Source organism: Paenibacillus marinisediminis, from assembly GCF_054343325.1.
The window spans coordinates 29,509-42,630 of sequence record NZ_JBTGUH010000011.1; the positions used below are offsets into that span (position 1 = coordinate 29,509).

Genomic DNA, 13,122 nt, shown 5'->3' on the forward strand with positions numbered 1-13,122 from the left:
TATTTCATTACCATGCTGATAGCCTTGTTCTTGAATCATTTTCATCGGTTATATATTCAACATCTTCAAATCCACAATCGATTGCATTTTTATATATTAATTCGATTGCCTCCTGATTTTTGCAGTATATGGCGACATAACAGCAATCGATTACTAATAGAACTAGTTCGCAATTACTTTCAATAAACTCTTCATAGGTCGCAATATGGGGATTTTCATCTTTTGAAAATGCTTGTAAATCAGCGAAAATAATATAATATTTATTGGTTTCTAATAGATTCTTGAGTTCTGCACCCTCAATAATATCTCTATCTTCCGAGAAAAGTTCTTTATCTAATTGGTCATTAACTACCATATACGACTCGCCACTGCCAATTCGCCAATTAAAAGCAGTAATATCAATAGGCTTCAGCACTTCTCCAAGTAAACCTCCATATTCATTTGGAGTTTCAAAGCTGATTCCTCTCCTCATAAAACCACACCCCCATTTTACATACCTTTTTCAGAGTATAAAATGACAGTAGGAAGAGTGCAAAGCAAGATATTAGCAATTATTATCAGGACAAACTTCGATCAGATCCGTATCATTCTTAATAAGAGGTGATATATGGGATATTACAAATACATTCGGGAAACCGTCGATTATATCGAAGAGCATTTATGCGAGTATCTGTCACTGGATCTTATTGCAGGCAGACTATCATTTTCATCGTATCACTTCCATAGAGTGTTCCACTATGTAACCGGTATTACGGTCATGGAGTATGTCAGGAAGAGGCGATTATCGTTGTCGGCGGAACTTCTGGCGGATTCGAGATTGAGCATTACTGAAATTGCTTTGAAGCTCCAGTACCAATCACCTGAGGCATACACAAGGTCATTCAAACGGTATTTCGGGTTAAGTCCTAGTGAATTCAGAGCGAAGAGGGCGAATTTGACTACATTTGAAAGATTGGGGGAGCACCAATTGACGGCAATGGAGTATAAAGGAGATATAGAGTTACAGCCGACTATCAAATTTAAGAGTGAATTTAAAGTGATTGGTTATGAACTCGATACTTCTAAAAGTAATATGACCATCCCTGAGTTCTGGAACACCTACCTTAGTAATGACTGGCCGAGTACAATTCCAAACTGGATAGACCCCAACAGATGGGTTGACTTTGGAATCTGTTACGATTGGAGAGAAGATGGGAGCTTTAAATACCTTCTTGGAATGGAGGTAACGAGCTTTGACAACGCTCCAACTGACAGTATTTGCAGAGTATTCCCTTCCTTAACCTACGCTGTTTTTACAACACCAATAGTCCCTCGGGATGTATTTGTATCATCGATCGGCAAATCGTGGGATTACATCTTTAAAGTGTGGCTGCATCAGTCCGATTATGAAATCGCGGAAGGCCCACAGTTTGAGCTGTATGATGAGCGCTGCCAGGCACATATCGATAGTCAGATTGATATTTATATACCTATCCAAAATAAAACCAAGTGCAACCATTGATACAGAGCAGGGTGGAACAATGAAAAAACTAATCATGATAAATGGAACTATGGGGATTGGGAAAACAACGACCTGCAATGAGCTGCTAAAAATAACACCCAACAGCGTGTTCTTAGACGGTGATTGGTGCTGGAACATGAATCCGTTTATTGTAACGGAGGAAACCAAGGAAATGGTTGTAGACAACATTACACACATCATTAGAAATTATTTAAGTTGCTCCGTCTTCCAAACGGTTATTTTCTGCTGGGTTATGCATCAGAGCCGTATAATAGACGAAATCCTGAATGCCTTATCCGATTGTGAATATGAGTTGCATCTGTTTACCTTAGTTTCATCACAACAAGCTCTAGAAACAAGGCTAATGCGTGATATTGAAGCGGATATTCGAACCATTGATGTTCTGGAGCGCAGCTTATCTCGATTAAGTTTATATGATGACATGGACACTGTGAAAATTGATGTAACGCACATGAATGCTAATCAAGCTGCACAGCAAATAGTGAAATGTATAGAAGGTGACATCAATTGAACTATCAGATCACGGAAGTGACCGCAGATAATTATCATTTATTCGATGACATGGTTTATTGGCGAATTCATGGTAAGGAGAGAGAACATAAGACAACCGATGCGGTTAACCCGGCTATTATCAAAGAGTTAAATAATGAAAACCTCTATGTATATGCGATAGAGACCGATGCTAAATATGTAGGGTGGATCTCGTTAATATATCTCCCTAAGGTAGGAAAATATAATGGACGTGGACATATCTACATAGATGAACTATGGATTGAACCTAGTTATAGAAGACTAGGGCTGGCCAAACTACTGCTTAAACAAGCCGACAAACTTGCGGAGTGCAAGAACGCTTCTGGTATTCGCCTGTATGTGAATCCTGATAATACGAGTGCAATGGATCTATATAAAAATGATGGTTTCCATCCATCAAGTTCAGCTCTGCTAATGGAGAAGTAAGGTCATTACGGAAATCAACAAGTTGTATGAACGGAGTACACTACGCAAGTTTACGATTAATTGCGGTGAACCTTATCACAAGTATGGCGAAATTTTCGCCCCCTGTGGCCGGACACTACCTTATCAGGTAGTGTCCGGCTTTTTTTGTGTAAAATTAATTTAACTTTGTGTAAAGTTTTCCTTACATATTGCATACAATAATTTACATCTATTTATAAAGGGGGGGCGATAATGACTTATCAAGAAAAGAAGAGCATCGTATCGCTAATCAGCGCCATACTCATTTTTGCAGTTTATTGCCTATACAAGTACCCGCAGTATCCCGAAGCAGCGCTGGATTCAACGGAAACCTATCATTACTGGGGATCCTTCGTCCTCGTTTTGACCGTGGTCTCTATCGCAGCGCATATCGTGATCAGCATCGTTTTTAACATCGTCTTCCGAATGACGACGGGTGAAAAGGAACCTTCATTTGCGGATGAACTGGATAAGCGCATTGACTTATTAGCCTTCCGAAATTCATTTGCCGTGTTTGTCATCGGTTTTCTTCTGGCTATGGGTTCCCTGGTTATGGATCAGCCCTCGAAGGTGATGTTCATCATCCTAATCGTTTCCGGATTCCTCTCTGACGTAACCGGATCGCTATCGAGACTGTACCACTACAAGAGAGGAGTCTAAGATGGGTAAAAATATTGTCAGCAATCATATCAGAAAATTACGATTTAACCACAATGAGATGACCCAGCAGCAGTTGGCTGACAAGGTGGGTGTAACCAGACAAACGATCGTGGCCTTAGAAAAGGGCAACTACTCGCCGTCTTTGGAATTGGCTTTTCGAATTGCTCATGCTTTTAGCTTGCCGGTGGAAGCAGTATTCTTCTACGGTGAAAATACGGAAGAGGGGCGATGAAAATGGATTTCTCAACGAAGACAGCATCAAAAATCATAGGTGTTCTGTTTATCCTTGCGGCCGTTACATCAATCATAGGAGGGCTTATTTTATACAAACCAATCCTATATGATCCCGATTACCTGGTACAAGGTTCCGCACACGCCAACGAGGTGGTGCTCGGTGCGATCATGGAATTGATCCTTGTCGTGTCGGCCGTAGGTACTGCAACCACCATGTTTCCTTTTTTGCGGAAATTCAATGAAACGATTGCTCTTTGGCATGTTTGTTTCCGATTTTTGGAGGCTGTTATGATTACGGTTGGTGTTATCAGTGTACTGTCCCTGTTAGCCTTAAGCCAGGATTATGTAGCAGCGGGTGCCCCGGATATCCCTTCTTATCAAGTTTCGGGTACATTGCTGAAAGCAATGCATGACTATACGTTTTTGCTTGGACCTAATTTTTTTCTAGGCATCAATACGATGATGTATAGTTATATCTTTTATAAGTCGAAGCTTGTTCCCAGGTTCATTCCCATATTGGGTTTGACAGGGTCAACATTGATCTTTCTTGCAGCCTTATTAGAAATGTTCGGGGTCATTGATCAAGTCTCTGCTTGGGGGGCGATCTTGGCGCTTCCGATATTCGCCAATGAAATGACCCTTGCGGTGTGGCTCATCGCGAAAGGGTTTAATGGATCTGCAGTCCATTCAAGCAAACACTAGAGTGGAAAATAGGATAATCAAGGAGGGGCAAGGATGAGAGCAATTGTATATGCCAAATACGGATCGCCCGATGTTCTTCATCTGAAGGAGGTAGGGAAACCAACGCCCAAGGACAATGAAATACTGATCAGAATATATGCGACAACGGTAACCGCGGGGGACTGGCGCATGCGAAAGGCCGACCCATTCCTTGCAAGACTGTACAATGGTCTCTTAAGGCCCAGAAAAGTAACGATATTGGGGTTCGAGTTAGCTGGGGAAGTTGAAGCCGCAGGCAAAGATGTAACACGATTCAAGATCGGTGATCAAGTATTTGCGTCTTGTGGTTTTGGCTTCGGTGCATATGCAGAATACAATTGTTTGCCTGAAGATGGATTGGTGGTCAGCAAACCGGCCAATGTGAGCTATGAGGAGGCTGCCGCTGTTCCCATCGGGGGAATAACGGCGTTGAATTTTCTTAGGAAGGGGAATATCGCGAGCGGAATGAAGGTTCTTATTTATGGAGCCTCTGGAAGCGTGGGTACTTATGCGGTGCAGCTTGCCAAATATTACGGGGCAGATGTAACAGGGGTATGTAGTACCGCCAATCTTGAGATGGTGAGATCTATAGGAGCCGATCGAGTCATAGATTATACGAAACAGGATTTCACGGCGCTTGGAGAAAGCTATGATATCATCTTTGATGCCGTCGGGAAACAAATATCGAAAATCAAAAAATCGACATTCAAGAAAGCACTGCGTGCGAACGGAGAATATGTAACTGTGCATATGTCACAAAAGCCTCGCGTTGAAGATCTCATTTTCCTCCAAGAGCTGCTTGAGGCCGGTAAAATTAAACCGGTCATCGATAGACGCTATTCTTTGGAGAAAATTCCGGATGCCCATCGCTATGTCGAACAAAAACATAAGAAGGGGAATGTCGTCGTAACTGTGAGAGAAACTTGCCGTTAGTGACAGCGCGGAGAACCGTATCATAAGTAAATGAGGTTTTAATAAATGACAAAAAAAGTGTAGGACTATATGGAATCGTAGTCCTACACTTTTTTTATTAAACTGTGAGGGCTAATTATAATATGAAACATTATTCGCATTAGGAAGAATGCGAAACATATGGTGTCGGATTAAATGTGATAATGTATGTACATGATTTAAATTTGATAAATGAGGGATAATCATGTCAGTAGTGAACCTGTTAGCTCCTCAACTAAAAAGAGTCAAAAAAATCTATAAACCATTAGAAGCTTAATTGAAGGACATTTTGAGGTGATCGTATGAAAGAATATAAAAAATGCCAAAGTTGTGCGCCTTGCTGATCGATCTTGGAGCCATCTCCACACAAGGCGCGCTGGACAGTCTATACACTTACGTTACCTCCTAATTCCGCCTGATGATTGGTCCATTCATCTAATACATCCATTGCCTTGAATCGGAGAAGCCATGTTTGTTCCATAATGTTCAACATATTACGGCTTCCTGGGCGATTGGGGAACTGAGCGGCATGCCAAGCTTCCCGAGGCAATCGATACAAGGCAGAAATCAATTGGCGTTCGGTTCGGTTTAAAGGACGGAGTTCTTCGTACCCTTTTAACAGCGAATGTATGAAAACGGGATTAAAACAGGTCGTGTTCATGAGGGCGGTTGCTACGTCAACATAGATAGATCCTGCCTTAATGCGGTCCCAATCAATGATGAAGAGTTGGCCGTCGTCGGAAATAATGACGTTCTGTGAAGTGATATCACTGTGTATTAATGCAGGATGGGTCATTTCCTTACCTAAGAGGTCTACTATCTCCGGGCGCATTAATTCGGTCCAGGTCCGATCCGAAAGTTGGTTACAGGATTCTCCGAACCTTTTATACCATCCGCGTGTCCATTTATTTGTTCGGTTTGCTTTTGACATTCGTCTACGAAAGAGATGGTCTTGGTTCTTCCAGAATCGGAATTGATCATGAAAGGGATTGTTAATGGGAAGGGAAAGACAGGCTGTTGTATGCAAGGAGGCAAGAGCTCGGCCAAGCTTTTCGAAATCTTCTTGATTCTCCAGCTTCCTTCCATTTATCCATATGGTAACGTAGAAGGGCCTTCCTTGGTTTAAAGTCCATAGCTTTCCGGAGTTGCTCGTGAGCCATGTAGGCATATTACTGAAGCCGCTATTCATCAAAAGTCGTATATGGTCTGCAGTTGTTTTCATTTGATCGATGGTACCCGCGCGGAATAGAATACTCCGAAAAAAGGGCTTCATAGCATAGGTTCCACTTTCTGTTTGTACTCGGATGATAGCGTTTTTCCGGGAAAAGGACGCGATCGAATCTGATCTCAACGGGATCAGGCCGAAGCGGCGGACAATCTTGCGGACTTGGCTCTTTGTATAGGAATTTGCCATGGGCAACCTCGCTTCTTTCAAGATGGGGGACAGAACATGATCGAGAACAAAGCTATAGCTAGGTTATTCACTGCGGGGGTTATTGTGATTTTACTAGGGTGTTGAGCTGATAATAAGCACAATTGCTGACGGTAGATAAAAGAACAACATTTTTGTAATGCCTAAATTATCCCAACATGTGCTAGAATGGTAATAAAAAAGTTGGGGAGGCAATTAATGTGATAGGTCGCAGCGGAAATCCAACGCTCAACGAAAAGACATTTGAAAAGAGCGGATATTACAATGACCGAGAGACGATGACGATCGGCGGAACGGTGAATAAATCGTTCATGATGCTAGCGCTTCTAGTAGGTGCAGCTGTTATATCCTGGCTATGTTCTTCAATGGGTACAATACATACCCCTATATGATCGGTGGTGCGATTGGCGGCTTCATATTGGCGCTGATCATCAGCTTTAAGCCAACGGCAGCAGCGTATTTGGCGCCGATCTATGCGATTGCAGAAGGTTTATTTCTAGGGGCGCTATCGGCTGCCTACGAATATGTATATTACGGTATTACCCTTCAGGCAGTCTTGCTGACCATGTGCGTATTCATGGCTATGCTGATCGTTTACAAAACGGGTCTGATCAAAGCGACTGAAGGCTTCAAGCGAGGCGTCTTCGCAGCTACGTTAGGAATTGCGCTTGTATATCTGTTGAGTTTTGTGCTTGGCTTGTTCGGAGTGACGGTGCCGTATTTGCATGATAGCACTCCGCTCGGGATAGGGATTTCGATTATCATCGTTATTATTGCTGCCCTGAACTTCGTGCTGGACTTTAACTTCATCGAAGAAGGAGCTCGTCGGGGCGCACCTAAATATATGGAGTGGTACGGCTCCTTCGGTTTGATGGTAACCCTCGTATGGCTGTACATCGAGATTATCCGTCTGCTTTCGAAGCTGGCAAGCCGGGATTAATCCCAACTCTTGCACACCATATAGAAGGCTATCGAGAAAGCAAACTGCACCCCAATTGCTTAGATACAACTAACAATTGGAGGTGCAGTTTTTTTGTGGCGATGTTCACTAGGAGAAAAGTCGAAATTGGGGAGACGGAATGACATGAAGCAATTTCCTTCAAACATCTCATTTCGCCATTCGTGGCGTTCCTATCAAAAAAGAATATTGGACGAGCTGGATCACCATTTAGATAACCGCCATCTCCATCTTGTCGCCCCTCCTGGATCCGGCAAAACCGTGCTCGGGCTGGAAGTGATGCTTCGGGTGAATGGGCCGACGTTTATTGTAGCACCGACGCTGACGATTAAGAACCAATGGGCAGACCGCTTCAAGGAGCTGTTTCTGCAGACAAGCCAGATGCCGGAGTGGGTGTCCACCAACCTGAAGAAGCCGGCTTTTGTCACGATCACGACCTATCAAGCTTTGCACAGCTTATATAAGGCTGTTGATGGAGCGGATGAAGGGACGGAGGAGCATGCGGCGGCAGATCTTCATCCACACGAAGCATGGGAAGGGCACGATTCTGGGATGGAGAGGGAGGAAGAGTCGGAGGCGGAAGAGATCCGGGATAAGGGGGAAGCGGGGAGTATCATGGAGGCCTTGGCCAGCTTGTCCTTCACGACGCTTATTCTGGATGAAGCGCATCACCTCCGCTCCTCTTGGTGGAAGAGCATGATCCATTTTCGTTCCGGATTAAAGAAGCCGACGGTCATTGCGCTTACGGCCACTCCACCGTATGATGTCCAGCAGACCGAATGGCTGCGCTATATCGAGCTGTGCGGACCGATTGATGCGGAGATCAGCGTTCCGGAGCTGGTGCGGGAGTCGGAGCTTTGTCCTCATCAGGACTACATCTACCTGTCCGTTCCCGAGAGGGCGGAAGTTGAGCCGCTGCGTAAATTTCGGGCAAATGTCCAAGAGCTGAGGCAGGAGCTGCTGCAGCATGCCGCACTGCGGGAAACGGTGGAGACCCACCGGTGGATCGTAGAGACGGAGAAGTATCTCGAAGAGATCCTGTCGACACCTTCGTATTATTCCAGTATGGTCATTTATATGAAGGCGATCAGTCATCCCGAATGGGAGCGGGCCGCTTCGGTACTAGGCGTTGAAGGAGAGACGGTACCGCCTCTTAGCGCCGAGTGGCTGGAAGAGCTGTTAACCTGGCTGTTGTATAAGGAGGAATCGGCGGATTCCAACAGAGAGGAGTTTGACGAGCTGCGCCGTAGACTCAAAGGCATAGGAGCCGTAGAGAAAAGAAAGGTTTATCTGCGCTCTACCCCTGAGTTCGATAAGATGCTTGTTCAGAGCATCTCCAAGCTGCACAGCATTCAACACATCGTATCCTTCGAGAGAAGCATTCTGAAGGAGAATTTGCGGATGGTCATTTTGACCGACTATATCCGGAAAGAGGTATTTCCGAATAAACAGGGCGAAGGCAAGCCGTTAAACCGTCTCGGTGTCGTTCCCATCTTTGAATCATTGCGCCTCCAATGGGGCGATGAGCTGAAAATTGGAATTCTGACCGGATCGCTCGTCGTGCTTCCGATCTCGGCGTTGCCCCTGGTTGGGGCCGAAGCTGAACGGGTCGGCGTGCCGCTGGACAGCAAGCCGCTCCTTCATGACGAACGCTATGTTACGGCCGAGTTAAAGGATTCCAACCGTTCCGCGCTGGTAGCCGTTATCACGAAGGTGTTCTCTCAAGGGGGCGTGCAGGTGCTGGTAGGAACGGCTGCGCTGCTAGGCGAGGGCTGGGATGCGCCCTGCATCAACTCTCTGATTATGGCTTCCTATGTGGGCTCCTTTATGCTGTCCAACCAGATGAGAGGCAGAGCCATCCGGACCGAAAGAGGAAATCCCGATAAGACGGCGGGCATATGGCATTTGGCTTGCGTCGATATGGAGCAATACAAGGGAGGACGCGACCTTGAATCCTTGAGCAGAAGGTTCCGGTCACTGGTTGGGTTGGCGGTCGACAGAGAAACGATTGAGACGGGAATCCGGAGGACCAATGTCCTTGTAGACCAATATACGAGCGAAATCATAGAGGCCAAGAACCAGAACACCTTTACCGAAGCGCGAAACCGGCATATGCTGCATGAGCGCTGGAGGAAGGCCATCGTTCTGCATGACCATATGACAGAGGAACTGGTGACCGACGGGGAGGTGGTGCCCCGGCCGATTTATTTTACCCATACGATCAAAAGGCTGCTAATATGGGGAGCCTGTGTCTTTGTGTACTTGTTTATCGAGGTCCTTCTTAAACCGAGTGTGCTGTTCGGAGACTACCCGTTCTGGATGAAACTAATGCTCGCAATGCTTGTAGCGGGTATTCCGGCCGGCCCTACCATCTACAAAGCCACTGTTATGTATCTAAAGCATCGGTCCTTAGAATCAAGCATCTGCGAGGTGGGCCAAGTGGTATATGAGACCCTGCACGGCATGAAGCTTGTTCAGCCGGAGCCGAGCAAACACCGAATTCAGGCTGAAGAGAGCGGGGGAACCATCGTCTGCTGGATGGAAGGGGGTACAACGCAGGAGAAGGCGCTCTTCTTGAATGCTCTTCAGCAGGTTCTGGAGCCCGTAAAGAATCCCCGTTATCTGCTGTACCGTGAATCTCGGTCGAGGTTGACAACCCGAAGAGACTACCACGCACTGCCGGAGGCCATTGACCGGAAGAAGGAGGATGCGGAGCGGTTTGCCGCCTTATGGCAGAAACACATCGGTCCCGCCGAGCTCGTATACACTCGAACTACGGAGGGGAGAAAGGTACTGCTATCTGCGAGAATGAAGGCCATGTCGGCCCGTTTTGTCGATAAATCCGAACGGATCAGCGCATGGAGATAAGACCATCCTTGGAAGTTAGGGGCTGAATTTATGCAAGGCTATAATGTTATCATGGTTTACAACAAGAGCTTAGACAAGCTATTGATGTGCAAGAGATTAAAAGATCCGTATAAAGGATTAAGCAATCTAGTAGGCGGCAAGATTGAAGATGGCGAAACAGGTATAGACAGTGCTTACAGAGAATTATATGAGGAAACAAGCATCGCCCAAGAGGATATAACCTTGCATCATTTGATGGATTTTACATATTACGTTCAGAATTGTTATGTCGAAGTATACGTTGGGAAATTAAAACACGACGTCCATGCTTACGGTGATGAGAATAAACTGTACTGGTCGGATTTAACGCCTGATTTCTTTGATATGTCTTTGTATGCCGGCGAAGGAAATATAGGGCATATGGTGGCGCAGGTTAATATGTGCAAGGATGCAGTTTTAAGCTGAAAAGGGGGAGAGCGGCTTGGATTGGAAAAGGGAAAGCACTATGTTTGACCAAACAGCAGATTATTATGATCGATTCAGACCCAGCTATCCGCAACAAATAATGGATTCATTAGTCAGCAATGCAGATATAACTGATAAGTCGAATGTTCTTGAAATAGGTGCAGGCAGCGGAAAAGCAACAGAACTGCTCCTTCCTTACCATTGCAATGTACTGTGTGTGGAGCCTGGCTCTAATCTGGTCAGAGAAGGGAGAAAGAAATTCTCTGACTATCTCTCTGTCAGGTACGAGGAAGCGCGATTTGAAGAATATGCGGTCACAGAAGCTGCATACGACGTCGTATTCTCATCACAAGCCTTCCATTGGGTTCCGCAGCCGATTGGGTTCGAGAAATGTGCAGCTGCACTTAAGGAAGACGGATATCTCGCGTTATTATGGAACATGTATATTACGTATGACAATGAACTGGATAACGAACTCGTAGCATTGTCCAATCAATATGGCGGCATTGCGGACTTTCTGTCAGAGGAAGGCTGCGAATCTCGAATTGCTTCCATCAGCTCACAAATCGAACATTCTGGCCTTTTCAACAAGCCGCAGATTTATCGCTGTCTATGGAGTCAGAGGTATTCAGTTGATGAATATTATGGGTTCATGTTAACCACTAATATCTTCGTGCAAAAGTCAAAGGAAGAGAAAGAAAAAGCGTATCAAGATCTAGTGGCCTTAGCCAGCAAGCATAATGGAGTTATCGAGCGGCCTTATCTATCCGTGCTGTATCTAGCACAGAAGAAGTAAAATCATTAGTAGCAATCGATTGGCTGCGTGAAAAAAAGCAAGGGGCTGTCCACTTTGGGGAAAGCCCCTTGTTTTTCGGCTCGCCGATACGGATGTGGCGTCTGAGACGTCATTTTTTAGCATCTCAGCTCTCACATGAGCTGAACTTGTGGCCGGGAGCGGACACAGGAGCCGCTATTTGCAGCAAACACCACTAATTCGCCATACTAGCGGACCGTAGAGCCGTTATTTCACCAAAATTAGCAGTTTAGTGCTAGTTTTGAAGCAAATAGCGTCATCTGTGTCCGCAAACCCTCAAAAAATACCCGGAAATCATGAAATAGCGTCCCCTGTGTCCGTTCAAGCGCGGGACATACAGGCTTGCTGTCACCGTATGTGCTATCGGATAAAAAACCGCTGATCCAGTATCATCGACTAGGTGAGCGGTTTCTTATTGGTGTAGAAACAAAGAAGGGTTGTCCCAAAAGACATCAGAAAAATGACTTTTAGGACAACCTCTTGTCTATGTAGTTAGCGACCACCTATGGATGAGACGTAACGTCCACTGTAGACGCAGGAATATAGCAGTGTTGCACTTCTAACGGTCCAGGTATAAACCCTAGATTATAGTAAACCGACTCCGCATGGTTTCCTTGCATAACGTAGAGACGAAGGATAGGGTAGTTCAGTTCCTTCAATACGCTCAAAGCTCTCTTCAGCATTCTTGTTGCTATCCCTTTTCCAGAGTAGGAGGGTAATACGGAGATGTCGTATATGGCTGGTAGATTATCCTGCATGGAGACGAGGCAAGCGCCGATCAGTTGATTGGACTCGCTGTCGTATACAAGTGTTGAAGCGCTTAGCAATTGTTCATTTGATTCCGCTGGATAATCCCTTATCATAGCGGTGAAAGAATCTAATGAATCCCACTTTCTTCGTATTTGATCTATTTTGTTCGAGAAGCCTCTATAGAAAAATTCAGCCATTTCTTCTTCATTAACAAGCCGCTTCCGGTCACCCTCATAGGAAAAGTCGGGAGACGCAATCCTGAACTGCTCTTCCCAAGTCATATGAAATGTCTCGGTTGGTCGCTGCATCCATCGACATCTATATTCCCCTGGCCAGAACCCCGCTCTCGAAAATAGTTCGATCTGATCAGGCAATATTTCGAATGCTGTTATATTCTTTGTCCGATCTGACCAGTGAAGAAGAGTGTTCTTCAGCAGCTTCATTACCTGAGATTGTTCGTTAAATGGCGGAATAAAAAACAACCCGAATATTAGATTTGGCGCAATGACAACCCCGCCTATTTTGTTAGGACCTCTGTATATCCAGAACTTCTTTCGCCAATGATTCATGGTCAATCCTTGATCTTTGAAGAAGCCGTTGTACTCCATGTTGTAATAAACCGAGTAATAGATACCCCATTCTTCCGAGTTAGCGTGATGCAACGAATATTCATCGGATAGCTCATAAACCTCAATATGGTCTGACCATTGCTCCATGTTGATCTCCCCCGTCTAAGTATTCCTTATCTCCATCATACATAAAGAAAAAATATACAAAAGGGAAAGAATGGATAA

Annotated in this window: 13 protein-coding genes and 1 pseudogene; 11 read left to right on the forward strand and 3 right to left on the reverse strand. The window is 45.1% G+C overall.

The features are described 5' to 3' along the window. Positions 1-7 precede the first annotated feature (7 nt). Positions 8-472 (reverse strand): DUF2691 family protein, encoded by a 465-nt coding sequence (locus ACXX53_RS19370; RefSeq protein WP_458570335.1) that lies wholly within the window; start codon positions 470-472, stop codon positions 8-10. A gap of 135 nt (positions 473-607) precedes the next feature. On the opposite strand from ACXX53_RS19370, the gene ACXX53_RS19375 reads away from it, so the two are divergent. The 7 genes from ACXX53_RS19375 to ACXX53_RS19405 all read left to right on the forward strand — a co-directional run bounded on the left by ACXX53_RS19375 (position 608) and on the right by ACXX53_RS19405 (position 5,044). Beyond that, positions 608-1,501, forward strand: coding sequence for an AraC family transcriptional regulator (locus tag ACXX53_RS19375; protein WP_458570336.1), 894 nt, complete (start codon positions 608-610; stop codon positions 1,499-1,501). 19 nt (positions 1,502-1,520) lie between these two features. Further along, a complete protein-coding gene (locus ACXX53_RS19380; protein WP_458570337.1) occupies positions 1,521-2,033 on the forward strand; it encodes an AAA family ATPase in 513 nt (170 codons plus the stop codon). Next, positions 2,030-2,479, forward strand: coding sequence for a GNAT family N-acetyltransferase (locus ACXX53_RS19385; protein ID WP_458570338.1), 450 nt, complete (start codon positions 2,030-2,032; stop codon positions 2,477-2,479). The genes ACXX53_RS19380 and ACXX53_RS19385 overlap by 4 nt, the downstream gene beginning before the upstream one ends. Before the next feature lie 231 nt (positions 2,480-2,710). Next, positions 2,711-3,157 carry a hypothetical protein gene (locus ACXX53_RS19390; protein WP_458570339.1) on the forward strand — a complete coding sequence of 149 codons (447 nt, stop codon included), beginning with the start codon at positions 2,711-2,713 and terminating at the stop codon, positions 3,155-3,157. Position 3,158: 1 nt separating this feature from the next. Further along, on the forward strand, positions 3,159-3,389 hold the full coding sequence (locus ACXX53_RS19395; RefSeq protein WP_458570340.1) for a helix-turn-helix transcriptional regulator: 231 nt from the start codon (positions 3,159-3,161) through the stop codon (positions 3,387-3,389). 2 nt (positions 3,390-3,391) lie between these two features. Then, positions 3,392-4,093: a DUF4386 domain-containing protein gene (locus ACXX53_RS19400; RefSeq protein ID WP_458570341.1), complete on the forward strand. Its 702-nt coding sequence runs from the start codon at positions 3,392-3,394 to the stop codon at positions 4,091-4,093. Positions 4,094-4,126: 33 nt separating this feature from the next. Further along, complete coding sequence (locus ACXX53_RS19405) at positions 4,127-5,044, forward strand: NAD(P)-dependent alcohol dehydrogenase (RefSeq protein WP_458570342.1); 918 nt, start codon at positions 4,127-4,129, stop codon at positions 5,042-5,044. Between the two features lie 403 nt (positions 5,045-5,447). Here the strand turns inward: ACXX53_RS19405 and ACXX53_RS19410 are convergent, their stop codons facing one another. Further along, positions 5,448-6,476, reverse strand: a complete 1,029-nt coding sequence (locus tag ACXX53_RS19410) for a phosphotransferase (protein ID WP_458570343.1) — start codon at positions 6,474-6,476, stop codon at positions 5,448-5,450. A 218-nt stretch (positions 6,477-6,694) separates the two neighbouring features. Between ACXX53_RS19410 and ACXX53_RS19415 the strand changes: the two are divergent. From ACXX53_RS19415 to ACXX53_RS19430, 4 genes and pseudogenes are all read left to right on the forward strand, one after another. Beyond that, positions 6,695-7,434 (forward strand): annotated as a pseudogene (locus ACXX53_RS19415) (Bax inhibitor-1/YccA family protein). A gap of 144 nt (positions 7,435-7,578) precedes the next feature. Then, positions 7,579-10,320, forward strand: coding sequence for a DEAD/DEAH box helicase family protein (locus tag ACXX53_RS19420; protein WP_458570344.1), 2,742 nt, complete (start codon positions 7,579-7,581; stop codon positions 10,318-10,320). A 30-nt stretch (positions 10,321-10,350) separates the two neighbouring features. Beyond that, complete coding sequence (locus ACXX53_RS19425) at positions 10,351-10,764, forward strand: NUDIX hydrolase (protein WP_458570345.1); 414 nt, start codon at positions 10,351-10,353, stop codon at positions 10,762-10,764. Between the two features lie 16 nt (positions 10,765-10,780). After that, positions 10,781-11,560, forward strand: a complete 780-nt coding sequence (locus ACXX53_RS19430) for a class I SAM-dependent methyltransferase (RefSeq protein ID WP_458570346.1) — start codon at positions 10,781-10,783, stop codon at positions 11,558-11,560. Between the two features lie 521 nt (positions 11,561-12,081). On the opposite strand, the gene ACXX53_RS19435 is transcribed toward ACXX53_RS19430, so the two are convergent. Further along, a complete protein-coding gene (locus ACXX53_RS19435) occupies positions 12,082-13,044 on the reverse strand; it encodes a GNAT family N-acetyltransferase (protein WP_458570347.1) in 963 nt (320 codons plus the stop codon). Between the last annotated feature and the right edge of the window lie 78 nt (positions 13,045-13,122).

What these genes read in the sequence shown, in the direction of transcription:
- ACXX53_RS19410 (WP_458570343.1), bottom strand. Translation starts at nt 6,476, where the DNA reads ATGGCAAATTCCTATACAAAGAGCCAAGTCCGCAAGATTGTCCGCCGC.
- ACXX53_RS19390 (WP_458570339.1), top strand. Translation starts at nt 2,711, where the DNA reads ATGACTTATCAAGAAAAGAAGAGCATCGTATCGCTAATCAGCGCCATA.
- ACXX53_RS19435 (WP_458570347.1), bottom strand. Translation starts at nt 13,044, where the DNA reads ATGGAGCAATGGTCAGACCATATTGAGGTTTATGAGCTATCCGATGAA.
- ACXX53_RS19375 (WP_458570336.1), top strand. Translation starts at nt 608, where the DNA reads ATGGGATATTACAAATACATTCGGGAAACCGTCGATTATATCGAAGAG.
- ACXX53_RS19395 (WP_458570340.1), top strand. Translation starts at nt 3,159, where the DNA reads ATGGGTAAAAATATTGTCAGCAATCATATCAGAAAATTACGATTTAAC.
- ACXX53_RS19420 (WP_458570344.1), top strand. Translation starts at nt 7,579, where the DNA reads ATGAAGCAATTTCCTTCAAACATCTCATTTCGCCATTCGTGGCGTTCC.
- ACXX53_RS19405 (WP_458570342.1), top strand. Translation starts at nt 4,127, where the DNA reads ATGAGAGCAATTGTATATGCCAAATACGGATCGCCCGATGTTCTTCAT.
- ACXX53_RS19370 (WP_458570335.1), bottom strand. Translation starts at nt 472, where the DNA reads ATGAGGAGAGGAATCAGCTTTGAAACTCCAAATGAATATGGAGGTTTA.
- ACXX53_RS19380 (WP_458570337.1), top strand. Translation starts at nt 1,521, where the DNA reads ATGAAAAAACTAATCATGATAAATGGAACTATGGGGATTGGGAAAACA.
- ACXX53_RS19400 (WP_458570341.1), top strand. Translation starts at nt 3,392, where the DNA reads ATGGATTTCTCAACGAAGACAGCATCAAAAATCATAGGTGTTCTGTTT.
- ACXX53_RS19425 (WP_458570345.1), top strand. Translation starts at nt 10,351, where the DNA reads ATGCAAGGCTATAATGTTATCATGGTTTACAACAAGAGCTTAGACAAG.